The following is a 22,747-nucleotide window of genomic DNA, read 5'->3' on the forward strand; positions in this document are numbered from 1 at the left end:
CGCCATAATCAGCCTTTTAACCCGCAAAAAGGTAACGAATACCATGGAGATACGCGTATTTCGCCAGGAAGATTTCGAAGAGGTCATCACCCTTTGGGAGCGTTGCGACTTGCTGCGTCCGTGGAACGATCCGGAAATGGACATCGAGCGTAAGATGAACCATGACGTCAGTTTGTTTTTGGTCGCTGAGGTAAACGGTGAAGTGGTCGGAACGGTGATGGGCGGTTATGACGGGCATCGCGGGTCTGCTTATTATCTTGGCGTGCATCCAGAGTTTCGTGGGCGTGGGATTGCCAATGCGTTGCTTAATCGGCTGGAGAAAAAGCTGATTGCTCGTGGCTGCCCGAAAATTCAGATCAACGTGCCGGAAGATAACGACATGGTGCTCGGAATGTATGAACGCCTGGGATATGAACACGCCGACGTGCTGAGTCTGGGTAAGCGTTTGATTGAAGATGAAGAGTACTGAGTTTCATCCTGTCCATTATGATGCGCACGGTCGCCTGCGTTTACCCTTGCTCTTCTGGCTTGTGCTATTGCTTCAGGCGCGAACCTGGGTGCTGTTTGTCATTGCCGGTGCGTCGCGCGAGCAGGGTACTGCGCTGCTAAATCTGTTTTATCCCGATCACGATAATTTCTGGCTGGGGCTGATTCCTGGCATTCCGGCGGTGCTGGCGTTTTTGTTGAGCGGTCGGCGGGCTACGTTTCCTCGCACCTGGCGTGTACTCTATTTTCTGTTGCTGTTGGCGCAGGTGGTTTTACTTTGCTGGCAACCGTGGCTGTGGCTGAACGGTGAATCCGTTAGCGGTATCGGTCTGGCGCTGGTAGTGGCGGATATTGTGGCGTTAATCTGGCTGCTGACCAATCGACGTTTACGCGCTTGTTTTAATGAAGAAAAAGAATAACGGCACTTTTTGGTGAATTTGCACTCCAAGCAACGTTATTGAATAACCAAAGGAAGTGACATGAAATCGCTGCGTTTAATGTTATGCGCTATGCCGTTGATGCTGACCGGCTGTTCCACGATGTCGTCAGTTAACTGGTCGGCCGCTAACCCGTGGAACTGGTTTGGGTCGTCCACCAAAGTGAGCGAGCAGGGCGTTGGTGAATTAACGGCGTCCACACCACTGCAAGAACAAGCCATTGCCGATGCGCTTGATGGCGATTATCGCCTGCGCAGCGGAATGAAAACCGCGAACGGCAACGTGGTGCGCTTTTTTGAAGTGATGAAGGGCGACAACGTGGCGATGGTGATTAACGGCGATCAAGGCACGATCAGTCGCATTGACGTGCTGGATAGCGATATTCCTGCTGACACCGGTGTTAAAATCGGTACACCGTTTAGCGACCTTTACAGCAAAGCATTTGGCAATTGCCAAAAAGCTGATGGTGATGATAATCGTGCCGTCGAATGTAAAGCCGAAGGCAGTCAACATATTAGCTACCAGTTCAGCGGGGAATGGAGTGGTCCTGAAGGGTTAATGCCTTCGGACGATACCCTGAAAAACTGGAAAGTCAGTAAAATTATCTGGCGGCGTTAATTTGCGTCTGAACAAACCGCCGCCGCGAAAAAACACGTAAAATAGCGCTCAACAATGCCACGGATTGCGTGGCATTATTATTTTCAGGAGGAACAATGTCTCAGGTTCAGAGTGGCATTTTGCCAGAACATTGCCGCGCGGCGATTTGGATCGAAGCCAACGTGAAAGGGGAAGTTGACGCCCTGCGTGCGGCCAGTAAAACATTTGCCGACAAACTGGCAACTTTTGAAGCGAAATTCCCGGACGCGCATCTTGGTGCGGTGGTTGCCTTTGGTAACAACACCTGGCGCGCTCTGAGCGGCGGCGTTGGGGCAGAAGAGCTGAAAGATTTTCCGGGCTACGGTAAAGGCCTTGCGCCGACCACCCAGTTCGATGTGTTGATCCACATTCTTTCTCTGCGTCACGACGTAAACTTCTCTGTCGCCCAGGCGGCGATGGAAGCCTTCGGTGACTGCATTGAAGTGAAAGAAGAGATCCACGGCTTCCGTTGGGTTGAAGAGCGTGACCTGAGCGGCTTTGTTGACGGTACGGAAAACCCGGCGGGTGAAGAGACGCGTCGCGAAGTGGCGGTTATCAAAGACGGCGTGGATGCGGGCGGCAGCTATGTGTTTGTGCAGCGTTGGGAACACAACCTGAAGCAGCTCAACCGGATGAGCGTTCACGATCAGGAGATGATGATCGGGCGCACCAAAGAGGCCAACGAAGAGATCGACGGCGACGAACGTCCGGAAACCTCTCACCTCACCCGCGTTGATCTGAAAGAAGATGGCAAAGGGCTGAAGATTGTTCGCCAGAGCCTGCCGTACGGCACTGCCAGTGGCACTCACGGTCTGTACTTCTGCGCCTACTGCGCGCGTCTGCATAACATTGAGCAGCAACTGCTGAGCATGTTTGGCGATACCGATGGTAAGCGTGATGCGATGTTGCGTTTCACCAAACCGGTAACCGGCGGCTATTATTTCGCACCGTCGCTGGACAAGTTGATGGCGCTGTAAGCGTTTCTGATTCATTGATTAAAGGCCAGGCAGTAACATTACTGACTGGCCTTTTTATTACTTTTGCTTTAACGCCGCATACACCTGATCAACTACCCAACCATACGTTGCAATCGGCAGCTGACCGCTTTCGAACATATTGGGATTCTTTTGCGGATCGGCAACCGGCGAATGTGGCTTGTTGCTTAACATCACAATCGCCATATGATTCACCGGATCGATAACGGTCACCGTTCCGGTCCAGCCAGTGTGACCGTAGGTTTGCGGGCTTGCCAGCGTGCCAAACGTCGGCGTCATGGTGGCATTACCATTCACGCGCCAGCCGAGGCCAAAAGTGGCATCTTCCTTAGAGCTGGTGGTGAACATCTTCACCGTTTCCGCACTGAACAGCTGCACATCGCCATAGCCCCCGCCGTTCAGCATCGTTTGCATTAACACCGCAATATCGCCGGTATTGGAAAACAAACCTGCGTGCCCGGAAACGCCGCCCATCGAATAAAAGGCTTTTTCATCGTGCACCTGACCCCAGAGAGTGGAGGTGCGGATATTCGGGAAATGGATCACGCCATCGCGGGTATTGCCGTTCAATTCCGTGGCGGCAATTTGCTGCGGTTTAAAGCCTTTCAGCAGCGGGTTAAATACCGTATGTGTCAGGCCGAGCGGGCGATAAATCGACTCTTCAACATAGCGGTCAAGCGGCTGACCGGTGACCGACTCGACGATAAATCCAAGCAGCATATAATCGACATCACTGTAAATATGCTTGCTGCCGGGCTGATACTCTAGCGGCGTGCGCTTGATCATCTCCAGCGTCTGGCCTTTATCCTGGGAATATAACGCGCCCGCGACCGCTTTATTCGGGTATTGCGGATCTGCCGGGAAACCGCCGCTGTGATGCAGCAGGTCAGAAATCCGCAGGGTGTTTTTGCCTTTAATGGTGTCATTTGGACTATCGGCAAACCCCGGAATATATTTCGCAATCCGATCGTCAGGATGCAGTTTGCCTTCGCTCATCAGCTTTTGCAGGGCGAAGTTCGTGGCGTACATTTTGGTGTTTGAGGCCAGGTCATACAGCGTCCCGGTGGTGGCTTTGACAGGCTGTTCCATCAACACGCTGCCATCGTACTTTTTCGCCGCTCCCCAGGCTTTGCGATACACAATCTGATTATCTTTAATGATCAGCAGGTTTACGCCGGGATAACCGGCGTCCACTTGCTGGCTAATCCAGCGATCCATCTGGTTAAGCCGTTCGACGTTGAACCCTGCTTTCTCTGGCGAACTTTCTGTCAGAACAGGGTATTTTGCGGCGCTGACGCTACAACTAACAGCCAGCAGAGAAAGATAGAGCATTGTCCGTTTCATGATATCAGTCCAGATTGACGTTACGGCAGCCAAAGAGCGTGGTGAAAATAAACCCGCAAACCCATGCCACCAGAATCCCGCCAGCATAAACCGCCATTGCCGGAAGGATGCCTTGTGCGGAAGTCATCAGCGGCAGCGCCACCAGACCAGACGGCCCAAAGGCGCTGTTTAAGCCCATCGGCAGACCCCACCAGGCTATCAGGCCGATAAACAAACCGCCCGCTGCGCCGCCTAAACAGGCGGTAATAAACGGTTTCATGCGGGGCAGGGTGACGCCGTAAATCAACGGTTCACCAACGCCCAGCAGACCGGGAATAATCGCCCCGCGTACCTGACTGCGTAATGCACTGTGCGGTTGCGCCCGCCAGTAGAGTGCCAGCGCCGCGCCCACCTGGCCCGCGCCTGCCATTGAAAGGATGGGAAATAAGCTGTTGAATCCCTGGCTGTCCATTAACGCGAGGTAAACAGGAATAAAGCCCTGATGCACGCCAAATACCACGGCGATCAGGAACAGCCCGGCTAAAACCGCACAACCGAACGGATTACTGTTCAGGTGCATAAACAGCCATGACATACCTTCGAATAACCAGCCACCCAGCGGCATAATGATCAGGTACGCAAGCGTAGCGGTGATCAGCAGGGTGATTAACGAGGTCAGCAGCATGTCGAGATCGTCCGGCATAAAGCGGCGCACCATGCCTTCAATGCGGGCGCAGGCCCACGCGGCAATCAGCACGCCGATAATATTGCCGCGCGGATCGATGGGCAGACCAAAGAAATCGTGAAAACCGGCGTAGTAACCGGTGGTTGCAGCGGGGTTATAACCGAGCAAAAAGAGTGCGGCAATAATTGCGCCATTGACGCCCGTGCCGCCAAATGCCTGGGCGGCGTTATAGCCCACCAGAATCACCAGGAAAGTGAACAAACCTTTGCTGAACACCTTCATAAAATTCAGCGCGTCGGGTAGCGTGCCCTGAGCATCTGCCGGAACGTGCATCACCGTGGCAATTAACGTCGCTATCCCCAGCAGCAGACCGGCGGCAATAAAACCGGGGATCAGCGGCGTGAAGATGGTGGCGAATTTGGCGAGAAATTGTTGCACGCCGGAGGTTTGTTTGGCTTTTAACTGACGTTTGTTCTGGGCGGCGATTTCTGCGGCATCCTGTACCGGTGCCTCGCCCAGCAGCTCGCTCATCGCTTTTGCGGCACGATGCGCTTTACCAGGCCCAAAAACGACCTGCACCTGGTCGCTGGTCAAAATGACGCCCTTCACGCCTTCCAGCGTTTTGATATTGGGATCAACCAGTGAACTGTCATGTACACCCAGACGCAGGCGCGTCATACAGTTACCACAACTGGCGATATTTCCCGGTCCGCCGACACGGGTAAGAATGGTGTTCAGAAGTTCACTGCTGATCTCTTTGGCCATGGGTTATTCCTTGTCTAAAACCTGACGAATAAAGCCGCCGTGTTGATCCAGGCGTTTTTTAGCTTCTGCGGCATCGAGATTTTTCAGCACCATCACAATGGCCGTTTTACAGTTGCGCTCGCAGGCAATTAACGCCGCTTCCGCTTGTTCGGCATTACATCCGGTGGCGTTTTTAACGATATTGACCTGGCGCACATGCAGTTTTTCGTTGGTGGCGACCACATCGACCATCAGGTTGCCGAACACTTTGCCAGATTTAATCATCAGCCCGGTGGAAAGCATATTGAGCACCAGTTTCTGCGCTGTGCCTGCTTTCATTCGCGAAGAACCAGTGACCACTTCGGCACCTACAATCGGTGTAATGGCAAACTCGGCGGTGGTGGAAACGGCACTCCCCGGATTACAGGAAATTCCCACTGTGCGGCAGCCGAGCTGGCGTGCGTATTCCAGTCCGGCAATCACATACGGCGTGCGACCGCTGGCAGCAATGCCAACCACCACATCCTGTGCCGTTAAATTAATATTTTTCAGATCGTTAACACCACCTTCCCGGCTATCTTCAGCGCCTTCCACCGCGTGCTGAATGGCATATTCGCCTCCAGCAATCAAACCAACCACCAGACCCGGTTTCACGCCGTAGGTGGGCGGACATTCGCTGGCATCCAGAATCCCCAGACGACCGGATGTTCCCGCACCGAGATAAATCAGACGACCGCCGCCGCTGACCTGGGCGTGGATAACATCGATCGCCGCGGCGATATCCGGCAGGACGCGCTCAACGGCAAGCGGTACGGTTTTATCTTCATCGTTGATAATCCGGCACATTTCCAGCGTCGATACGCGGTCAATTTCAGCCGAGGCGGTGTTCGAGCCTTCAGTAATCATCTTTTCTAGTTGCATCGGTGGTGACCTTACTATTTACGATCAAATAATTGCAGATGTATGGAATCATATATCCCTAATTGACAGACTTAAAGGAATCATTGAGTCTACACTCGCAGAGTGTGAAGAGCGTCATAAGAACTTAAGCGGAATTTATGCTGCCAGCCCAGGAGAGTGGAAGATGTTGTACCTGACGAAAATAAGCAATGCGGGGAGTGAATTCACCGAAAACGAGCAAAAAATCGCTGACTTTCTGCAGGCCAACGTGAGTGAGCTGCAATCCGTTTCTTCACGGCAGATGGCGAAACAGCTCGGCATTAGCCAGTCGAGCATAGTGAAATTTGCCCAAAAACTCGGCGCGCAAGGATTTACTGAATTGCGTATGGCGTTAATAGGCGAATACAGTGCCAGCCGGGAGAAAACGAATGCCACGGCGCTGCACCTGCACAGTTCGATTACCAGTGATGATTCGCTGGAAGTGATTGCCCGCAAATTGAATCGCGAAAAAGAGCTGGCGCTGGAGCAAACCTGTGCGTTGTTCGACTACGCGCGGCTGCAAAAAATCATTGAGGTCATCAGTAAAGCACCGTTTATCCAGATAACGGGCCTGGGCGGATCGGCGCTGGTGGGGCGCGATCTGTCGTTCAAACTGATGAAAATTGGCTATCGCGTGGCCTGCGAAGCCGACACGCACGTACAAGCCACTGTTTCCCAGGCGTTGAAAAAAGGCGATGTACAAATCGCTATCTCTTACAGCGGCAGTAAAAAAGAGATTGTCTTATGCGCAGAAGCGGCACGAAAGCAGGGGGCAACGGTGATTGCCATTACTTCTCTGGCTGATTCTCCGCTGCGGCGGCTGGCGCATTTCACGCTCGATACCGTTTCCGGTGAAACCGAATGGCGTAGCTCGTCGATGTCTACCCGCACGGCGCAAAATTCTGTTACCGATTTACTGTTTGTTGGTCTTGTGCAACTCAATGATGTGGAGTCATTGAAAATGATTCAGCGCAGCAGTGAGCTAACACAACGCCTGAAATGATGCATAAAGCAGCGACTGGATTGAGATTTTCCTGAATTAGTGAGCTGATCCGCAGCAATATTTTGTTTATCCTGTATTTTCAGAGGGAATGGAGTGTAACGCTCTGTATTAACAAGGAGAGCATTAAAATGGGTAAACTCACGGGCAAGACAGCACTGATTACGGGCGCATTGCAGGGAATTGGCGAAGGAATTGCCAGAACTTTTGCGCGTCATGGCGCAAACCTAATCTTGCTGGATATCTCCCCTGAGATCGAAAAGCTGGCGGACGAACTGTGTGGTCGTGGTCATCGCTGTACGGCGGTTGTCGCCGATGTGCGTGACCCGGCGTCGGTAGCCGCAGCTATCAAACGCGCGAAGGAAAAAGAAGGGCGCATTGATATCCTGGTGAATAACGCAGGCGTTTGTCGTCTGGGCAGTTTCCTCGATATGAGCGATGACGATCGCGATTTCCATATTGACATCAATATTAAAGGCGTATGGAACGTCACGAAGGCGGTGCTGCCGGAGATGATTGCCCGCAAAGATGGTCGCATTGTGATGATGTCTTCGGTCACTGGCGATATGGTGGCCGATCCTGGCGAAACGGCGTACGCCTTAACGAAAGCGGCGATTGTTGGCCTGACAAAATCGCTGGCGGTGGAGTACGCGCAGTCTGGTATTCGCGTTAACGCCATTTGCCCGGGATACGTGCGCACACCAATGGCGGAAAGCATTGCCCGCCAGTCGAACCCGGAAGATCCAGAGTCGGTGCTGACTGAAATGGCGAAAGCAATCCCGATGCGTCGCCTCGCCGATCCGCTGGAAGTCGGCGAACTGGCGGCCTTCCTCGCATCGGATGAATCCAGCTATTTAACCGGTACACAGAATGTGATTGATGGCGGCAGCACACTGCCGGAGACGGTTAGCGTCGGTATCTGATTCACCTCTGTTTCCTCCCTGCATTTGTGGGGAGGATTTCGTTTTAAACCCGGTTCTTATTCCCTTTTCAACTTCCAAATCACCAAACGGTATATAAAACCGTTACTCCTTTCACGTCCGTTATAAATATGATGGCTATTAGAAAGTCATTAAATTTATAAGGGTGCGCAATGGCCGTTAACTTACTGAAAAAGAACTCACTCGCGCTGGTCGCTTCTCTGCTGCTGGCGGGCCATGTACAGGCAACGGAACTGCTGAACAGTTCTTATGACGTCTCCCGCGAGCTGTTTGCCGCCCTGAATCCGCCGTTTGAGCAACAATGGGCAAAAGATAACGGCGGCGACAAACTGACGATAAAACAATCTCATGCCGGGTCATCAAAACAGGCGCTGGCGATTTTACAGGGCTTAAAAGCCGACGTTGTCACTTATAACCAGGTGACCGACGTACAAATCCTGCACGATAAAGGCAAGCTGATCCCGGCCGACTGGCAGTCGCGCCTGCCGAATAATAGCTCGCCGTTCTACTCCACCATGGGCTTCCTGGTGCGTAAGGGTAACCCGAAGAATATCCACGATTGGAACGACCTGGTGCGCTCCGACGTGAAGCTGATTTTCCCGAACCCGAAAACGTCGGGTAACGCGCGTTATACCTATCTGGCGGCATGGGGCGCAGCGGATAAAGCTGACGGTGGCGATAAAGCCAAAACCGAACAGTTTATGACCCAGTTCCTGAAAAACGTTGAAGTGTTCGATACCGGCGGTCGTGGCGCAACCACCACTTTTGCCGAGCGTGGCCTGGGCGATGTGCTGATTAGCTTCGAATCGGAAGTGAACAACATCCGTAAACAGTATGAAGCGCAGGGCTTTGAAGTGGTGATTCCGAAAACCAACATTCTGGCGGAATTCCCGGTGGCGTGGGTTGATAAAAACGTGCAGGCCAACGGTACGGAAAAAGCCGCCAAAGCCTATCTGAACTGGCTCTATAGCCCGCAGGCGCAAACCATCATCACCGACTATTACTACCGCGTGAATAACCCGGAGGTGATGGACAAACTGAAAGACAAATTCCCGCAGACCGAGCTGTTCCGCGTGGAAGACAAATTTGGCTCCTGGCCGGAAGTGATGAAAACCCACTTCACCAGCGGCGGCGAGTTAGACAAGCTGTTAGCGGCGGGGCGTAACTGATGTTTGCTGTCTCCTCCAGACGCGTGCTGCCGGGCTTTACCTTAAGCCTCGGCACCAGTCTGCTGTTTGTGTGCCTGATTTTGCTGCTGCCGCTCTCCGCGCTGGTGATGCAACTGGCCCAGATGAGCTGGGCGCAGTACTGGGAGGTGATCACCAACCCGCAGGTGGTCGCGGCCTACAAAGTAACGCTGCTGTCGGCGTTTGTGGCATCGATTTTTAACGGCGTTTTCGGTCTGCTGATGGCGTGGATCCTAACCCGCTATCGCTTCCCAGGCCGCACGCTGCTTGATGCGCTGATGGATTTACCCTTTGCGCTGCCAACGGCTGTCGCCGGTTTAACGCTGGCCTCGCTCTTTTCCGTAAACGGTTTTTACGGTGAATGGCTGGCGAAGTTTGATATCAAAGTCACCTATACATGGCTGGGGATTGCGGTGGCGATGGCCTTTACCAGCATTCCGTTTGTGGTGCGTACCGTGCAGCCGGTGCTGGAAGAGTTAGGCCCGGAATATGAAGAAGCGGCGGAAACGCTTGGTGCAACGCGCTGGCAGAGTTTCTGCAAAGTGGTGCTGCCGGAGCTTTCTCCGGCGCTGGTGGCGGGCGTGGCGCTGTCGTTTACCCGTAGTCTTGGTGAATTTGGCGCGGTGATTTTTATCGCCGGAAATATCGCGTGGAAGACGGAAGTGACGTCGCTGATGATTTTTGTGCGCTTGCAGGAGTTTGATTACCCGGCGGCGAGCGCGATTGCTTCGGTGATCCTCGCGGCATCCCTGATACTGCTGTTCTCAATTAACACTCTGCAAAGTCGCTTTGGTCGGCGTGTGGTAGGTCATTAATGGCGGAAGTGACACAATTGAAGCGTTATGACGCGCGCCCGATTAACTGGGGCAAATGGTTTCTGATTGGCATCGGGATGCTGGTATCGGCGTTCATCCTGCTGGTGCCGATGATTTATATCTTCGTACAGGCGTTCAGCAAAGGGCTGATGCCTGTTTTACAGAATCTGGCCGATCCGGATATGCTGCACGCCATCTGGCTGACGGTGATGATCGCGCTGATTGCCGTACCGGTAAACCTGGTGTTCGGTATTCTACTGGCGTGGCTGGTGACGCGCTTTAACTTCCCCGGACGCCAGTTGCTGCTGACGCTGCTGGACATTCCGTTTGCCGTGTCGCCGGTGGTTGCCGGTCTGGTGTATTTGCTGTTCTACGGCTCTAACGGCCCGCTCGGCGGTTGGCTCGACGAGCATAACCTGCAAATTATGTTCTCCTGGCCGGGAATGGTGCTGGTCACCATCTTCGTGACGTGTCCGTTTGTGGTGCGCGAACTGGTGCCGGTGATGTTAAGCCAGGGCAGCCAGGAAGACGAAGCGGCGATTTTGCTTGGCGCGTCCGGCTGGCAGATGTTCCGTCGCGTCACATTACCGAACATCCGCTGGGCGCTGCTTTATGGCGTGGTGTTGACCAACGCCCGCGCAATTGGCGAGTTTGGCGCGGTGTCGGTGGTTTCCGGCTCGATTCGCGGCGAAACCCTGTCGCTGCCGTTACAGATTGAATTGCTGGAGCAGGACTACAACACCGTCGGCTCCTTTACCGCTGCGGCGCTGTTAACGCTGATGGCGATTATCACCCTGTTTTTAAAAAGTATGTTGCAGTGGCGCCTGGAGAATCAGGAAAAACGCGCACAGCAGGAGGAACATCATGAGCATTGAGATTGCCAATATTAAGAAGTCGTTTGGTCGCACCCAGGTGCTGAACGATATCTCACTGGATATTCCTTCAGGTCAGATGGTCGCGTTGCTGGGGCCGTCCGGTTCCGGGAAAACCACGCTGCTGCGCATTATCGCCGGGCTGGAGCATCAAACCAGCGGGCATATTCGCTTCCACGGCACCGACGTCAGCCGCCTGCACGCGCGCGATCGCAAGGTCGGTTTCGTGTTCCAGCATTACGCGCTGTTCCGCCATATGACGGTGTTCGACAATATCGCTTTTGGCCTGACGGTGCTGCCACGTCGCGAGCGCCCGAATGCCGCAGCCATCAAAGCGAAAGTGACAAAATTGCTGGAGATGGTGCAGCTTGCTCATCTGGCAGATCGTTATCCGGCACAGCTTTCCGGCGGCCAGAAACAGCGCGTGGCGCTGGCGCGCGCGCTGGCTGTAGAACCGCAAATTCTGCTGCTTGATGAACCGTTTGGCGCGCTGGATGCGCAGGTGCGTAAAGAGCTGCGTCGCTGGCTGCGTCAACTGCATGAAGAGCTGAAATTCACCAGCGTGTTCGTGACCCACGACCAGGAAGAGGCGACCGAAGTAGCCGATCGTGTAGTGGTGATGAGTCAGGGGAATATTGAACAGGCTGATGCGCCGAATCAGGTATGGCGCGAACCAGCGACCCGTTTTGTACTCGAATTTATGGGCGAAGTGAACCGCCTGCAGGGAACCATTCGCGGCGGGCAGTTCCATGTTGGCGCGCATCGCTGGCCGCTGGGCTACACACCTGCGTATCAGGGTCCGGTGGATCTCTTCCTGCGCCCGTGGGAAGTGGATATCAGCCGCCGTACCAGTCTCGATTCGCCGCTGCCGGTACAGGTACTGGAAGCCAGCCCGAAAGGTCACTACACCCAATTAGTGGTGCAGCCGCTGGGGTGGTACAACGAACCGCTGACGGTCGTGATGCATGGCGACGATGCCCCGCAGCGTGGCGAGCGTTTATTCGTTGGTCTGCAACATGCGCGGCTGTATAACGGCGACGAGCGTATCGAAACCCGAGATGAGGAACTTGCTCTCGCACAAAGCGCCTGATAGGTTGAGTGAATGTTAAACGCCCGGAGGCGCTTCCCGCGATCCGGGCTTTTTAATGGCAAGGTTTGTAACCTGTAGACCTGATAAGACGCGCAAGCGTCGCATCAGGCAACACCACGTATGGATAGAGATCGTGAGTACATTAGAACAAACAATAGGCAATACGCCTCTGGTGAAGTTGCAGCGAATGGGGCCGGATAACGGCAGTGAAGTGTGGTTAAAACTGGAAGGCAATAACCCGGCAGGTTCGGTGAAAGATCGTGCGGCACTTTCGATGATCGTCGAGGCGGAAAAGCGCGGGGAAATTAAACCGGGTGATGTCTTAATCGAAGCCACCAGTGGTAACACCGGCATTGCGCTGGCAATGATTGCCGCGCTGAAAGGCTATCGCATGAAATTGCTGATGCCCGACAACATGAGCCAGGAACGCCGTGCGGCGATGCGTGCTTATGGTGCGGAACTGATTCTTGTCACCAAAGAGCAGGGCATGGAAGGTGCGCGCGATCTGGCGCTGGAGATGGCGAATCGTGGCGAAGGAAAGCTGCTCGATCAGTTTAATAATCCCGATAACCCTTACGCCCATTACACCACTACCGGGCCGGAAATCTGGCAGCAAACCGGCGGGCGCATTACCCATTTTGTCTCCAGCATGGGAACAACCGGCACTATCACCGGCGTTTCACGCTTTATGCGCGAACAATCCAAACCAGTAACGATTGTTGGCCTGCAGCCGGAAGAAGGCAGCAGTATTCCCGGCATTCGCCGCTGGCCTGCGGAATATCTGCCGGGGATTTTCAACGCTTCTCTGGTGGATGAGGTGCTGGATATTCATCAGCGCGATGCAGAAAACACCATGCGCGAACTGGCAGTGCGGGAAGGAATATTCTGTGGCGTCAGCTCCGGCGGCGCGGTTGCCGGAGCACTGCGGGTGGCAAAAGCTAACCCTGGTGCGGTGGTGGTAGCGATCATCTGCGATCGTGGCGATCGCTACCTTTCCACCGGGGTGTTTGGGGAAGAGCATTTTAGCCAGGGGGCGGGGATTTAAGATTATTGCGCAGGCACCGTTTTATCCGTCTGCGCAATTAGCGCATGTAAAAAAGGCTGTGCGTTCTCATCGCTCTTACCGGGGATCTTCACAATATACGGCTTCCCGGTAATCGATGACGACGAAGCAACCTTATCAATAAACTGCTCGGCAGTGTCAATGCGGTTACGGGTATTGCCCAGCTTCAGACGCAGATGAGAAACCGCTTCATCGCAGGTATGTTCATCACCGTTGCGCACAAATATCAAATCCTTTTTCTGTGCTAATCCCTCCAGCATGGCGTTGATGCGGGCTTCTTCATGGGCAGTTAACTTCGCGTAAGCGGGGAGTGTCATTAGTAGTGTAATGACCAGACAAATGATTTTCTTCATTGAATTACCTTATCCTTGTTTTGTGATAGCCGATTTGACTGCCAGAATCAGGTAAAGTTTCGGTTGGAATACGATGAGGATCATCGGCAAGGAGAAAAAATTAAATGAGTAGTTTGTTGTTGTTTAACGATAAGAGCAGGGCGCTGCAGGCGGATATCGTCGCCGTGCAGTCGCAGGTGGTTTACGGCAGCGTGGGCAACAGCATTGCCGTGCCTGCTATCAAACAGAACGGTCTGAATGTTTTTGCCGTGCCGACGGTATTGCTGAGCAATACGCCGCATTATGACACTTTCTACGGTGGTGCGATTCCGGATGAATGGTTTAGCGGTTATTTGCGTGCGCTTCAGGAGCGTGATGCGCTGCGCCAGCTGCGCGCTGTAACCACGGGCTATATGGGAACGGCATCGCAAATCAAAATCCTTGCCGAGTGGCTGACTGCGCTACGCAAAGACCATCCTGACCTATTGATCATGGTCGATCCGGTGATTGGCGATATTGATAGCGGAATTTATGTCAAACCTGACCTTCCCGAGGCGTATCGACAATATTTACTGCCGCTGGCGCAGGGAATTACCCCCAATATCTTTGAGCTGGAAATCCTGACCGGTAAAAATTGCCGCGATCTCGACAGTGCCATTGCTGCCGCAAAAAGTCTGCTTTCAGACACATTAAAATGGGTGGTGATTACCAGCGCCTCCGGTAATGAAGAAAATCAGGAGATGCAGGTGGTGGTGGTCAGTGCCGACAGCGTGAATGTCATTTCCCATTCACGGGTAAAAACCGACCTGAAAGGGACTGGCGACCTGTTTTGTGCTCAGCTTATCAGTGGTTTGCTGAAAGGGAAGGCGTTAAACGATGCGGTGCACCGTGCGGGGTTGCGCGTACTGGAAGTGATGCGCTACACCCAGCAGCATGAGAGCGATGAATTGATTTTGCCGCCGCTGGCGGAAGCATAAAAAATGGCGCCGATGGGCGCCATTTTTCACTGCGGCAAGAATTACTTCTTGATGCGGATAACCGGGGTTTCACCCACGGTTACGCTACCGGACAGTTTGATCAGTTCTTTGATTTCGTCCATGTTGGAGATAACAACCGGAGTCAGGGTAGACTTGGCTTTCTCTTCCAGTAGCGGCAGATCAAATTCAATGACAGTATCGCCAACTTTCACGCGCTGACCTTCTTCAGCAATACGCTTGAAGCCTTCGCCTTTCAGTTCAACGGTGTCGATACCGAAGTGGACGAACAGTTCAACGCCGCTATCAGATTCGATAGAGAACGCGTGATTGGTTTCAAAGATTTTACCAATGGTACCGTCTACAGGCGCGACCATTTTGTTACCCGTTGGTTTGATAGCAATACCATCACCAACGATTTTTTCCGCAAAAACGACATCCGGCACGTCTTCGATATTGACGATCTCGCCAGAGAGCGGAGCAATGATCTCAATAGTTCCGGTATCCTTCTTGTCGTCGGAAACCAGAGATTTCAGTTTATCGAACAAACCCATGATCTTCTCCTAAGCAGTAAATTGGGCCGCATCTCGTGGATTAGCAGATTGTTTTTTCTTCAATGAACTTGTTAACCAGCGTCATTAACTCGTCCGTTGTCGGTTGAGCAAGAGCCTGCTCTGCTAACACCTTCGCATCTTCGAAGTTCGTGTTACGGATAATCTTCTTAATGCGCGGGATAGAAATGGCGCTCATAGAGAATTCGTCCAGACCCATCCCCAGCAACAGAAGTGTAGCACGTTCATCGCCAGCAAGCTCACCACACATGCCAGTCCATTTGCCTTCAGCATGAGAAGCATCAATAACTTGCTTGATCAAGTTCAGCACGGACGGTGACATTGGCTGGTAAAGGTGTGAAATCATATCATTACCACGGTCAACTGCCAGAGTGTACTGCGTTAAATCATTGGTGCCGATACTAAAGAAATCAACTTCTTTGGCTAAATGACGTGCAATTGTTGCGGCAGCCGGTGTTTCCACCATTACGCCGATTTCAATTGACTCGTCAAACGCTTTACCTTCGTCGCGCAGTTCCTGTTTGTAGATTTCGATCTCTTTGCGCAGTGCACGCACTTCTTCAACAGAGATGATCATCGGGAACATAATGCGCAATTTACCGAAAGCCGAGGCACGCAGGATAGCGCGGAGCTGATCGCGCAGGATCTCTTTACGATCCATCGCGATACGGATAGCGCGCCAGCCGAGGAACGGGTTCTCTTCTTTCGGGAAGTTCATGTATGGCAGCTCTTTGTCGCCGCCGATGTCCATGGTACGAACGATAACCGCCTGCGAGCCACACGCTTCAGCTACTGCTTTGTAAGCAGCAAACTGTTCTTCTTCAGTGGGCAGCGCGTCGCGGTCCATGAACAGGAACTCAGTACGATACAGACCAACGCCTTCAGCGCCGTTACGCTCTGCACCTTCAACGTCACGAACCGTACCAATGTTAGCGCACACTTCTACCTGGTGACCGTCCAGCGTAATAGCTGGCAGATCTTTCAGTTTAGCAAGCTCTGCTTTTTCAGAAGCCACTTGCTCCTGAACAGCGCGCATTTTATCAATAACTTCGTTGGTTGGATTGACGTAAACCTGATTATTTACGGCATCCAGAATCAGATAGTCGTCATTTTTCACCTGAGAGGTGACGCTACCGGTACCCACGATAGCAGGCAGTTCCAGAGAACGCGCCATGATAGAGGTGTGGGAAGTACGGCCACCCGCGTCGGTGATGAAACCCAGCACCTTCTTCAGGTTCAGCTGTGCGGTTTCGGACGGCGTCAGGTCAGCGGCAACCAGAATGACTTCATCCTGAATGGCGCTCAGGTCGATAATCTTCAGGCCCAGGATGTTGCGCAGCAGGCGCTTACCGATATCACGTACGTCAGCCGCACGTTCTTTCAGGTATTCATCATCCAGCTCTTCCAGGGCAGAAGCCTGACCTTCGATAACTTCATGAGCAGCTGCGTCAGCTGTCATGTGCTTATCTTTAATCAGGGCTATGATTTCCTGCTCCAGCTCCTCATCTTCGAGCAGCATAATATGCCCTTCAAAGATGGCTTCTTTTTCTTCACCGAACGTTTCACCAGCTTTCGTTTTGATCGTTTCCAGCTGGGCTGATGCCTTGGCACGACCGCTCAGAAAACGTTCAACTTCCTGATCAACCTGGTCGGCAGAAATTTTTTTCCGGTCAATGACAATTTCGTCTTCTTTCAGAAGCAGAGCTTTACCGAAAGCGATACCCGGGGATGCTAAAATGCCTGAAATCATAACCCTACCTTACTTGTGACTGATTTTTAAAAGAACCCGGGAAATTACTCGAGTTCCGCCATCAGTTTAACCAGATGTTCAACCGCTTTCTGCTCGTCTTCGCCTTCTGCGGAGATAGTCACAACGGTACCTTGAGTCAGGCCCAGAGTCTGCAGTTTAAACAGGCTTTTCGCGCTGGCGCTTTTGCCGTTGGAAGTCACAGTAATTTCAGAAGTGAAGCCCTTAGCTTCTTTTACAAACTGGGCAGCAGGGCGGGTGTGCAGACCGTTCGGAGCGGTAATGGTAACTTCTTGCTGGAACATTGTATTTCCCCAACTTATAGGTTTAGTGTTGTGGAACTAAAGTCTAGCCTGGCGGTTCGACTTTAGCCTGTATTGTTAGCGCCAGTTTTTAACAGACGCGACGCACGAAGAGCGCAATACAGTCCATTGCTGGCGGGTGTTGACCGCTGACGTTTCGTACGTCATTAAACATTATGCCGCTAAAGGAAGAATTGAACCAAATCATAAAATCGATTCAGCTTTGGCTTTTCCTGTAACGATTAATTTCGCGCATCAAAATAATTAGTCTGGTTAAATACCAGTTCCGACAGGCTGAATCAATGCCAGGAGGGGCGAAAGTTTGAAGCAGGCCACAAAAAAGCACCTAAAAAGGTGCTTTTTTACGCATTTTTAACAAGCTGGCATTACTGTTGCAGTTCTTTCTCAGTGAAGAGATCGGCAAACAATGCGGTGCTTAAATAACGCTCACCCGATGACGGTAGAATAACCACAATATTCTTGTTGGTAAAGCTTTCATCTTCTTGTAGTTTCAACGCCGCAGCAACAGCTGCTCCAGAAGAGATACCTGCAAGAATACCTTCTTCTTCCATCAGACGACGCGCGGTAGAAATCGCTTCTTCATTGGTGATGCCAATGACTTTATCGACCAGCTTGAGATCGAGGTTAGCTGGGATAAAACCAGCGCCAATACCCTGAATTTTATGCGGGCCAGGTTTAATCTCTTCACCAGCCAGTGCCTGGGCGATAACTGGAGAATCGGTTGGCTCAACGGCGACAGAGATAAGATCGGTCTTGCCTTTGGTGCCTTTAATGTAGCGGCTGACGCCAGTCAGCGTACCGCCAGTCCCAACGCCAGCAATAAATACATCAACCTGACCGTCGGTATCTTCCCAGATCTCCGGACCGGTGGTTTTTTCGTGAATTTCAGGGTTTGCCGGATTGCTGAATTGTTGCAGCAGCAGGTATTTCTCTGGATTGCTGGCGACAATTTCTTCTGCTTTTTGGATTGCGCCTTTCATGCCTTTAGCACCTTCCGTCAGCACCAGGTTTGCACCTAACGCTTTCAGCAGCTTGCGGCGTTCAATACTCATGGTTTCTGGCATGGTCAGGGTGAGTTTGTAACCGCGAGCGGCAGCTACATAGGCCAGTGCAATCCCGGTATTACCGCTGGTTGGTTCAACCAGTTCAACGCCTGGTTTCAGCACGCCGCGCTTTTCGGCATCCCAAATCATGTTGGCACCGATACGGCACTTAACGCTGAAGCTGGGGTTACGAGATTCCACCTTCGCCAGAATGCGTCCGTTACCGATGCGATTCAGGCGAACCAGCGGCGTGTGACCGATAGTCAGCGAGTTATCTTCAAAAATCTTACTCATGGCCTGTCCTTAACTGTATGAAATTGGGATACAACAGGTAGCATACCCGCTCAGAGAATATGCGGAAGTAAGGATTTAGCATATCTATATACAGAAGGGAAATAATGACATGCAAGATGGAATAAGGGGCGGCATAAGCCACCCCTGTTTCACACAAACGGTTTACAAAATAACCGGTAGATTGTTACCGCCACATCGCGTGTTTATCGCGATAGCAATCGACCCACATCGCCGTCGCGCCACAAACGGCAACGGGCATGATGAACAGATTAAGCAGCGGGATCATCGTAAACAGGCTGGTTAAAGCACCAAACTGCATATTGGTGATTTTGCGTGTGCGCAGGGCGGTGCGCATCTCTTTAAACGGCACTTTGTGGTTATCGAAGGGGTAATCGCAATACTGGATGGCTAACATCCAGGCGCTAAACAGGAACCACAGTACCGGCGCGACGGTTTGCCCAATACCAGGGATTAAGTAAAGAATTAGCAATACAATTGCGCGCGGCAGATACCAGGCAAATTTTTGCCATTCGCGTTTCATGATTCGCGGCACATCTTTCATGATACCGAAAATCCCGGTATCTGGCGGTGTAGCGCCAGTCAATCGTGCTTCCAGTTGTTCAGCCAATAAACCGTTAAACGGAGCGGCAATCCAGTTAGCAATCGTGGAGAAGAAATAGCCAAACACTAACAGCACAGAGATGACAGCCAGAGGCCACAACAGATAACTCAGCCATTGTAGCCAGTCCGGAACGTAACTCATGAGAGTCGGGATCCAGACATCGAGCTGTGTAAAGAGCCACCAGAATGCGCCCCCCATCAACAAAATATTGACCAGCAGCGGTAAAATAACGAAACGCCGAATCCCAGGTTGCGAGACGAGCTTCCAGCCTTGCGCAAAATAGTAAAAACCGCTGCGTGGGGCAGATGTGAATGATGAAACCATAATCAGGATGAGCTCCTTTTGACCAATCCCAGGAAAATTCTGCGTATTTTACCGGGTAATTGCGCAATGGACAGTTAGGATATGTTCGAAAAAACAGCAAAAAGCACGATTTCATCTATCTTTGTGCTGTGAAAGTTAATAGTGCACTTGCACTTGAGGTAATCGGCAAATACTCTTAGTGAGTAAATGTTTGCCGTGGTGGCAAGGTGTTAGAACAACAGAGAATATAATGATGCAGGATTTGCGTCTGATATTAATCATTGTTGGCGCGATCGCCATAATCGCTTTACTGGTACATGGTTTCTGGACCAGCCGTAAAGAACGATCTTCTATGTTCCGCGATCGGCCATTAAAACGAATGAAGTCAAAACGTGACGACGATTCTTATGACGAGGATGTCGAAGATGATGAGGGCGTTGGTGAGGTTCGTGTTCACCGCGTGAATCATGCCCCGGCTAACGCTCAGGAGCATGAGGCTGCTCGTCCGTCGCCGCAACACCAGTACCAACCGCCTTATGCGTCTGCGCAGCCGCGTCAACCGGTCCAGCAGCCGCCTGAAGCGCAGGTACCGCCGCAACATGCTCCGCGTCCAGCGCAGCCGGTGCAGCAGCCTGCCTATCAGCCGCAGCCTGAACAGCCGTTGCAGCAGCCAGTTTCGCCACAGGTCGCGCCAGCGCCGCAGCCTGTGCATTCAGCACCGCAACCGGCACAACAGGCTTTCCAGCCTGCAGAACCCGTAGCGGCACCACAGCCTGAGCCTGTAGCGGAACCGGCTCCAGTTATGGATAAACCGAAGCGCAAAGAAGCGGTGATTATCATGAACGTCGCGGCGCATCACGGTAGCGAGCTAAACGGTGAACTGCTTCTTAACAGCATTCAACAAGCGGGCTTCATTTTTGGCGATATGAATATTTACCATCGTCATCTTAGCCCGGATGGCAGCGGCCCGGCGTTATTCAGCCTGGCGAATATGGTGAAACCGGGAACCTTTGATCCTGAAATGAAGGATTTCACTACTCCGGGTGTCACCATCTTTATGCAGGTACCGTCTTACGGTGACGAGCTGCAGAACTTCAAGCTGATGCTGCAATCTGCGCAGCATATTGCCGATGAAGTGGGCGGTGTCGTGCTTGACGATCAGCGCCGTATGATGACTCCGCAGAAATTGCGCGAGTACCAGGACATCATCCGCGAAGTCAAAGACGCCAACGCCTGATACACTTAAGGCAAATTAACTCCTCTTCGAACCCCCGCTTGTCGGGGGTTTTTAGCATTGATGGTGCGATATGGAATCAATCGAACAACAACTGACAGAACTGCGAACGACGCTTCGCCATCATGAATATCTTTATCATGTGATGGATGCGCCGGAAATTCCCGACGCTGAATACGACAGGCTGATGCGCGAACTGCGCGAGCTGGAAACCAAACATCCAGAACTGATTACGCCTGATTCGCCTACCCAACGTGTAGGCGCTGCGCCGCTGGCGGCTTTCAGCCAGATACGCCATGAAGTACCAATGCTGTCACTGGATAACGTTTTTGATGAAGAAAGCTTTCTTGCTTTCAACAAACGTGTGCAGGACCGTCTGAAAAACAACGAGAAAGTCACCTGGTGCTGTGAGCTGAAGCTGGATGGCCTTGCCGTCAGTATTCTGTATGAAAATGGCGTTTTAGTCAGTGCCGCGACCCGTGGCGATGGCACCACCGGGGAAGATATCACGTCTAATGTGCGTACTATTCGCGCTATTCCGCTGAAGCTGCACGGAGAGAATATCCCGGCGCGTCTGGAAGTGCGTGGTGAAGTGTTCCTGCCGCAGGCGGGGTTCGAAAAGATTAACGAAGATGCGCGACGCACGGGCGGGAAAGTTTTTGCTAACCCACGTAATGCGGCAGCTGGTTCACTGCGTCAGCTTGATCCGCGTATTACAGCGAAGCGACCGCTCACTTTTTTCTGCTATGGCGTTGGTGTTCTGGAAGGTGGCGAGCTGCCGGATACTCATCTTGGCCGTTTACTGCAATTTAAAAAGTGGGGGTTGCCGGTCAGCGATCGGGTAACGCTTTGTGAATCGGCGGAAGAAGTGCTGGCGTTCTATCACAAAGTGGAAGAAGACCGCCCGACGCTGGGCTTTGATATCGACGGCGTGGTGATTAAGGTCAACTCACTGGAACAGCAGGAGCAGCTTGGCTTTGTCGCGCGTGCCCCGCGCTGGGCGGTAGCGTTTAAATTCCCGGCGCAGGAGCAGATGACCTTTGTGCGTGACGTCGAGTTTCAGGTTGGGCGTACTGGCGCGATTACGCCTGTTGCGCGTCTGGAACCTGTCCATGTTGCTGGCGTGCTGGTGAGTAACGCAACCTTACACAATGCGGATGAAATCGAACGTCTTGGTTTACGCATTGGCGATAAAGTGGTGATTCGCCGCGCTGGCGACGTGATCCCGCAGGTGGTTAACGTCGTGCTTTCTGAACGCCCGGAAGATACCCGTGAGGTTGTATTCCCGACGCATTGTCCGGTATGTGGTTCTGACGTTGAGCGTGTGGAAGGTGAAGCGGTTGCCCGCTGTACCGGTGGCCTGATTTGCGGAGCGCAGCGTAAAGAGTCGCTGAAACACTTTGTTTCCCGCCGTGCGATGGATGTTGACGGAATGGGCGACAAAATCATCGATCAGCTGGTTGAAAAAGAATATGTCCATACTCCGGCAGATCTGTTCAAACTCACCGCAGGCAAACTGACCGGACTGGAGCGTATGGGGCCAAAATCGGCACAAAACGTGGTTAACGCGCTAGAAAAAGCGAAAGAAACCACCTTTGCTCGCTTCCTCTATGCACTTGGCATCCGTGAAGTCGGCGAGGCCACCGCAGCAGGTCTGGCGGCATATTTCGGCACGCTGGAAGCGCTGGAAGCCGCTTCGATTGAAGAGCTGCAAAAGGTGCCTGATGTTGGCATTGTCGTTGCATCCCACGTTCACAACTTCTTTGCCGAAGAAAGCAACCGCAATGTCATCAGCGAGCTGTTGGCGGAAGGTGTTCACTGGCCTGCGCCGATCGTTATCAACGCGGAAGAGATTGACAGCCCGTTTGCTGGTAAAACCGTGGTGCTTACGGGCAGCTTAAGCCAGATGTCGCGTGATGACGCTAAAGCTCGACTGGTTGAACTGGGCGCGAAAGTCGCGGGCAGCGTGTCGAAGAAAACCGATCTGGTGATTGCCGGAGAAGCGGCAGGTTCTAAACTGGCGAAAGCGCAGGAACTGGGCATTGAAGTCATCGACGAAGCGGAAATGCTGCGTTTGCTGGGTAGCTGAG

23 protein-coding genes are annotated in these 22,747 nt (G+C 52.6%); 14 read left to right on the plus strand and 9 right to left on the minus strand.

Annotation, left to right across the window (positions count from 1 at the left end):
- The first annotated feature begins 43 nt into the window (after positions 1-43).
- From ACJHXA_RS14510 to yfeX, 4 genes are all read left to right on the plus strand, one after another.
- Positions 44-469, plus strand: a complete 426-nt coding sequence (locus ACJHXA_RS14510; protein ID WP_000406000.1) for a GNAT family acetyltransferase — start codon at positions 44-46, stop codon at positions 467-469.
- A complete protein-coding gene (locus ACJHXA_RS14515; RefSeq protein WP_001300381.1) occupies positions 456-905 on the plus strand; it encodes a DUF2919 domain-containing protein in 450 nt (149 codons plus the stop codon). The genes ACJHXA_RS14510 and ACJHXA_RS14515 overlap by 14 nt, the downstream gene beginning before the upstream one ends.
- Before the next feature lie 60 nt (positions 906-965).
- Positions 966-1,541: an RpoE-regulated lipoprotein gene (locus ACJHXA_RS14520; protein ID WP_000838945.1), complete on the plus strand. Its 576-nt coding sequence runs from the start codon at positions 966-968 to the stop codon at positions 1,539-1,541.
- Positions 1,542-1,636: 95 nt separating this feature from the next.
- A complete protein-coding gene (gene yfeX, locus ACJHXA_RS14525) occupies positions 1,637-2,536 on the plus strand; it encodes a porphyrinogen peroxidase (protein ID WP_000084590.1) in 900 nt (299 codons plus the stop codon).
- 57 nt (positions 2,537-2,593) lie between these two features.
- On the opposite strand, the gene pbp4b is transcribed toward yfeX, so the two are convergent.
- From pbp4b to murQ, 3 genes are read right to left on the minus strand one after another with little or no spacing between them, the layout of a single operon-like run.
- Positions 2,594-3,898, minus strand: coding sequence for a penicillin binding protein PBP4B (gene pbp4b / locus ACJHXA_RS14530; protein ID WP_001315775.1), 1,305 nt, complete (start codon positions 3,896-3,898; stop codon positions 2,594-2,596).
- Between the two features lie 4 nt (positions 3,899-3,902).
- Positions 3,903-5,327, minus strand: coding sequence for a PTS N-acetylmuramic acid transporter subunit IIBC (murP, locus tag ACJHXA_RS14535; protein ID WP_001040482.1), 1,425 nt, complete (start codon positions 5,325-5,327; stop codon positions 3,903-3,905).
- A gap of 3 nt (positions 5,328-5,330) precedes the next feature.
- A complete protein-coding gene (gene murQ / locus ACJHXA_RS14540; protein ID WP_001175648.1) occupies positions 5,331-6,227 on the minus strand; it encodes an N-acetylmuramic acid 6-phosphate etherase in 897 nt (298 codons plus the stop codon).
- Between the two features lie 163 nt (positions 6,228-6,390).
- On the opposite strand from murQ, the gene murR reads away from it, so the two are divergent.
- The 7 genes from murR (at position 6,391) to cysM (ending at position 13,195) form a co-directional block, all read left to right on the plus strand.
- Positions 6,391-7,248, plus strand: coding sequence for an HTH-type transcriptional regulator MurR (murR, locus tag ACJHXA_RS14545; RefSeq protein WP_000966468.1), 858 nt, complete (start codon positions 6,391-6,393; stop codon positions 7,246-7,248).
- 128 nt (positions 7,249-7,376) lie between these two features.
- A complete protein-coding gene (gene ucpA, locus ACJHXA_RS14550) occupies positions 7,377-8,168 on the plus strand; it encodes an SDR family oxidoreductase UcpA (RefSeq protein WP_000517431.1) in 792 nt (263 codons plus the stop codon).
- A 170-nt stretch (positions 8,169-8,338) separates the two neighbouring features.
- Positions 8,339-9,355 (plus strand): thiosulfate/sulfate ABC transporter substrate-binding protein CysP, encoded by a 1,017-nt coding sequence (gene cysP / locus ACJHXA_RS14555; RefSeq protein ID WP_000290223.1) that lies wholly within the window; start codon positions 8,339-8,341, stop codon positions 9,353-9,355.
- On the plus strand, positions 9,355-10,188 hold the full coding sequence (gene cysT, locus ACJHXA_RS14560) for a sulfate/thiosulfate ABC transporter permease CysT (RefSeq protein WP_000458405.1): 834 nt from the start codon (positions 9,355-9,357) through the stop codon (positions 10,186-10,188). Before cysP ends, cysT begins: the two co-directional genes overlap by 1 nt.
- The gene (gene cysW, locus ACJHXA_RS14565) at positions 10,188-11,063 is read left to right on the plus strand and encodes a sulfate/thiosulfate ABC transporter permease CysW (protein ID WP_000852686.1); all 876 of its coding nucleotides are present in this window, start codon (positions 10,188-10,190) and stop codon (positions 11,061-11,063) included. The genes cysT and cysW overlap by 1 nt, the downstream gene beginning before the upstream one ends.
- Positions 11,053-12,150, plus strand: coding sequence for a sulfate/thiosulfate ABC transporter ATP-binding protein CysA (cysA, locus tag ACJHXA_RS14570; RefSeq protein ID WP_000021040.1), 1,098 nt, complete (start codon positions 11,053-11,055; stop codon positions 12,148-12,150). The genes cysW and cysA overlap by 11 nt, the downstream gene beginning before the upstream one ends.
- Before the next feature lie 133 nt (positions 12,151-12,283).
- Complete coding sequence (cysM, locus tag ACJHXA_RS14575; protein ID WP_001297645.1) at positions 12,284-13,195, plus strand: cysteine synthase B; 912 nt, start codon at positions 12,284-12,286, stop codon at positions 13,193-13,195.
- 2 nt (positions 13,196-13,197) lie between these two features.
- Here the strand turns inward: cysM and ACJHXA_RS14580 are convergent, their stop codons facing one another.
- The gene (locus tag ACJHXA_RS14580; protein WP_000719943.1) at positions 13,198-13,566 is read right to left on the minus strand and encodes a YfeK family protein; all 369 of its coding nucleotides are present in this window, start codon (positions 13,564-13,566) and stop codon (positions 13,198-13,200) included.
- A gap of 104 nt (positions 13,567-13,670) precedes the next feature.
- Here ACJHXA_RS14580 and pdxK point away from each other — a divergent pair, with 104 nt between their 5' ends.
- The gene (gene pdxK / locus ACJHXA_RS14585; RefSeq protein ID WP_000096660.1) at positions 13,671-14,522 is read left to right on the plus strand and encodes a pyridoxine/pyridoxal/pyridoxamine kinase; all 852 of its coding nucleotides are present in this window, start codon (positions 13,671-13,673) and stop codon (positions 14,520-14,522) included.
- 41 nt (positions 14,523-14,563) lie between these two features.
- Here the strand turns inward: pdxK and crr are convergent, their stop codons facing one another.
- The 5 genes from crr to cysZ all read right to left on the minus strand — a co-directional run bounded on the left by crr (position 14,564) and on the right by cysZ (position 19,444).
- Positions 14,564-15,073: a PTS glucose transporter subunit IIA gene (gene crr / locus ACJHXA_RS14590; protein WP_000522247.1), complete on the minus strand. Its 510-nt coding sequence runs from the start codon at positions 15,071-15,073 to the stop codon at positions 14,564-14,566.
- A 40-nt stretch (positions 15,074-15,113) separates the two neighbouring features.
- On the minus strand, positions 15,114-16,841 hold the full coding sequence (gene ptsI, locus ACJHXA_RS14595) for a phosphoenolpyruvate-protein phosphotransferase PtsI (RefSeq protein ID WP_000623136.1): 1,728 nt from the start codon (positions 16,839-16,841) through the stop codon (positions 15,114-15,116).
- Positions 16,842-16,885: 44 nt separating this feature from the next.
- The gene (ptsH, locus tag ACJHXA_RS14600; protein ID WP_000487600.1) at positions 16,886-17,143 is read right to left on the minus strand and encodes a phosphocarrier protein Hpr; all 258 of its coding nucleotides are present in this window, start codon (positions 17,141-17,143) and stop codon (positions 16,886-16,888) included.
- A 383-nt stretch (positions 17,144-17,526) separates the two neighbouring features.
- Positions 17,527-18,498, minus strand: coding sequence for a cysteine synthase A (gene cysK / locus ACJHXA_RS14605; protein ID WP_000034402.1), 972 nt, complete (start codon positions 18,496-18,498; stop codon positions 17,527-17,529).
- Between the two features lie 184 nt (positions 18,499-18,682).
- On the minus strand, positions 18,683-19,444 hold the full coding sequence (gene cysZ, locus ACJHXA_RS14610) for a sulfate transporter CysZ (protein WP_000254843.1): 762 nt from the start codon (positions 19,442-19,444) through the stop codon (positions 18,683-18,685).
- Positions 19,445-19,673: 229 nt separating this feature from the next.
- Between cysZ and zipA the strand changes: the two genes are divergently transcribed.
- Together zipA and ligA are read left to right on the plus strand one after the other, a co-directional pair.
- Entirely contained in the window at positions 19,674-20,660 is a 987-nt protein-coding gene (zipA, locus tag ACJHXA_RS14615; protein WP_001297862.1) for a cell division protein ZipA, read from the plus strand.
- A 70-nt stretch (positions 20,661-20,730) separates the two neighbouring features.
- Entirely contained in the window at positions 20,731-22,746 is a 2,016-nt protein-coding gene (ligA, locus tag ACJHXA_RS14620; RefSeq protein WP_000443665.1) for an NAD-dependent DNA ligase LigA, read from the plus strand.
- The last annotated feature ends 1 nt before the right edge of the window (position 22,747 follow it).

Origin of the sequence: Escherichia sp. WS33, from assembly GCF_046486385.1 — a bacterium.
GTDB lineage: Bacteria > Pseudomonadota > Gammaproteobacteria > Enterobacterales > Enterobacteriaceae > ECMA0423.

Excerpts from the sequence above, each read along its gene's own strand:
- pbp4b (WP_001315775.1), bottom strand. The coding sequence starts at position 3,898 with ATGAAACGGACAATGCTCTATCTTTCTCTGCTGGCTGTTAGTTGTAGC.
- zipA (WP_001297862.1), top strand. The coding sequence starts at position 19,674 with ATGATGCAGGATTTGCGTCTGATATTAATCATTGTTGGCGCGATCGCC.
- cysA (WP_000021040.1), top strand. The coding sequence starts at position 11,053 with ATGAGCATTGAGATTGCCAATATTAAGAAGTCGTTTGGTCGCACCCAG.
- ACJHXA_RS14580 (WP_000719943.1), bottom strand. The coding sequence starts at position 13,566 with ATGAAGAAAATCATTTGTCTGGTCATTACACTACTAATGACACTCCCC.
- crr (WP_000522247.1), bottom strand. The coding sequence starts at position 15,073 with ATGGGTTTGTTCGATAAACTGAAATCTCTGGTTTCCGACGACAAGAAG.
- murQ (WP_001175648.1), bottom strand. The coding sequence starts at position 6,227 with ATGCAACTAGAAAAGATGATTACTGAAGGCTCGAACACCGCCTCGGCT.
- ACJHXA_RS14520 (WP_000838945.1), top strand. The coding sequence starts at position 966 with ATGAAATCGCTGCGTTTAATGTTATGCGCTATGCCGTTGATGCTGACC.
- ligA (WP_000443665.1), top strand. The coding sequence starts at position 20,731 with ATGGAATCAATCGAACAACAACTGACAGAACTGCGAACGACGCTTCGC.
- pdxK (WP_000096660.1), top strand. The coding sequence starts at position 13,671 with ATGAGTAGTTTGTTGTTGTTTAACGATAAGAGCAGGGCGCTGCAGGCG.
- ACJHXA_RS14515 (WP_001300381.1), top strand. The coding sequence starts at position 456 with ATGAAGAGTACTGAGTTTCATCCTGTCCATTATGATGCGCACGGTCGC.
- cysZ (WP_000254843.1), bottom strand. The coding sequence starts at position 19,444 with ATGGTTTCATCATTCACATCTGCCCCACGCAGCGGTTTTTACTATTTT.
- ptsH (WP_000487600.1), bottom strand. The coding sequence starts at position 17,143 with ATGTTCCAGCAAGAAGTTACCATTACCGCTCCGAACGGTCTGCACACC.
- ucpA (WP_000517431.1), top strand. The coding sequence starts at position 7,377 with ATGGGTAAACTCACGGGCAAGACAGCACTGATTACGGGCGCATTGCAG.
- yfeX (WP_000084590.1), top strand. The coding sequence starts at position 1,637 with ATGTCTCAGGTTCAGAGTGGCATTTTGCCAGAACATTGCCGCGCGGCG.
- cysT (WP_000458405.1), top strand. The coding sequence starts at position 9,355 with ATGTTTGCTGTCTCCTCCAGACGCGTGCTGCCGGGCTTTACCTTAAGC.
- murR (WP_000966468.1), top strand. The coding sequence starts at position 6,391 with ATGTTGTACCTGACGAAAATAAGCAATGCGGGGAGTGAATTCACCGAA.
- ptsI (WP_000623136.1), bottom strand. The coding sequence starts at position 16,841 with ATGATTTCAGGCATTTTAGCATCCCCGGGTATCGCTTTCGGTAAAGCT.
- cysP (WP_000290223.1), top strand. The coding sequence starts at position 8,339 with ATGGCCGTTAACTTACTGAAAAAGAACTCACTCGCGCTGGTCGCTTCT.
- cysW (WP_000852686.1), top strand. The coding sequence starts at position 10,188 with ATGGCGGAAGTGACACAATTGAAGCGTTATGACGCGCGCCCGATTAAC.
- ACJHXA_RS14510 (WP_000406000.1), top strand. The coding sequence starts at position 44 with ATGGAGATACGCGTATTTCGCCAGGAAGATTTCGAAGAGGTCATCACC.
- cysK (WP_000034402.1), bottom strand. The coding sequence starts at position 18,498 with ATGAGTAAGATTTTTGAAGATAACTCGCTGACTATCGGTCACACGCCG.
- murP (WP_001040482.1), bottom strand. The coding sequence starts at position 5,327 with ATGGCCAAAGAGATCAGCAGTGAACTTCTGAACACCATTCTTACCCGT.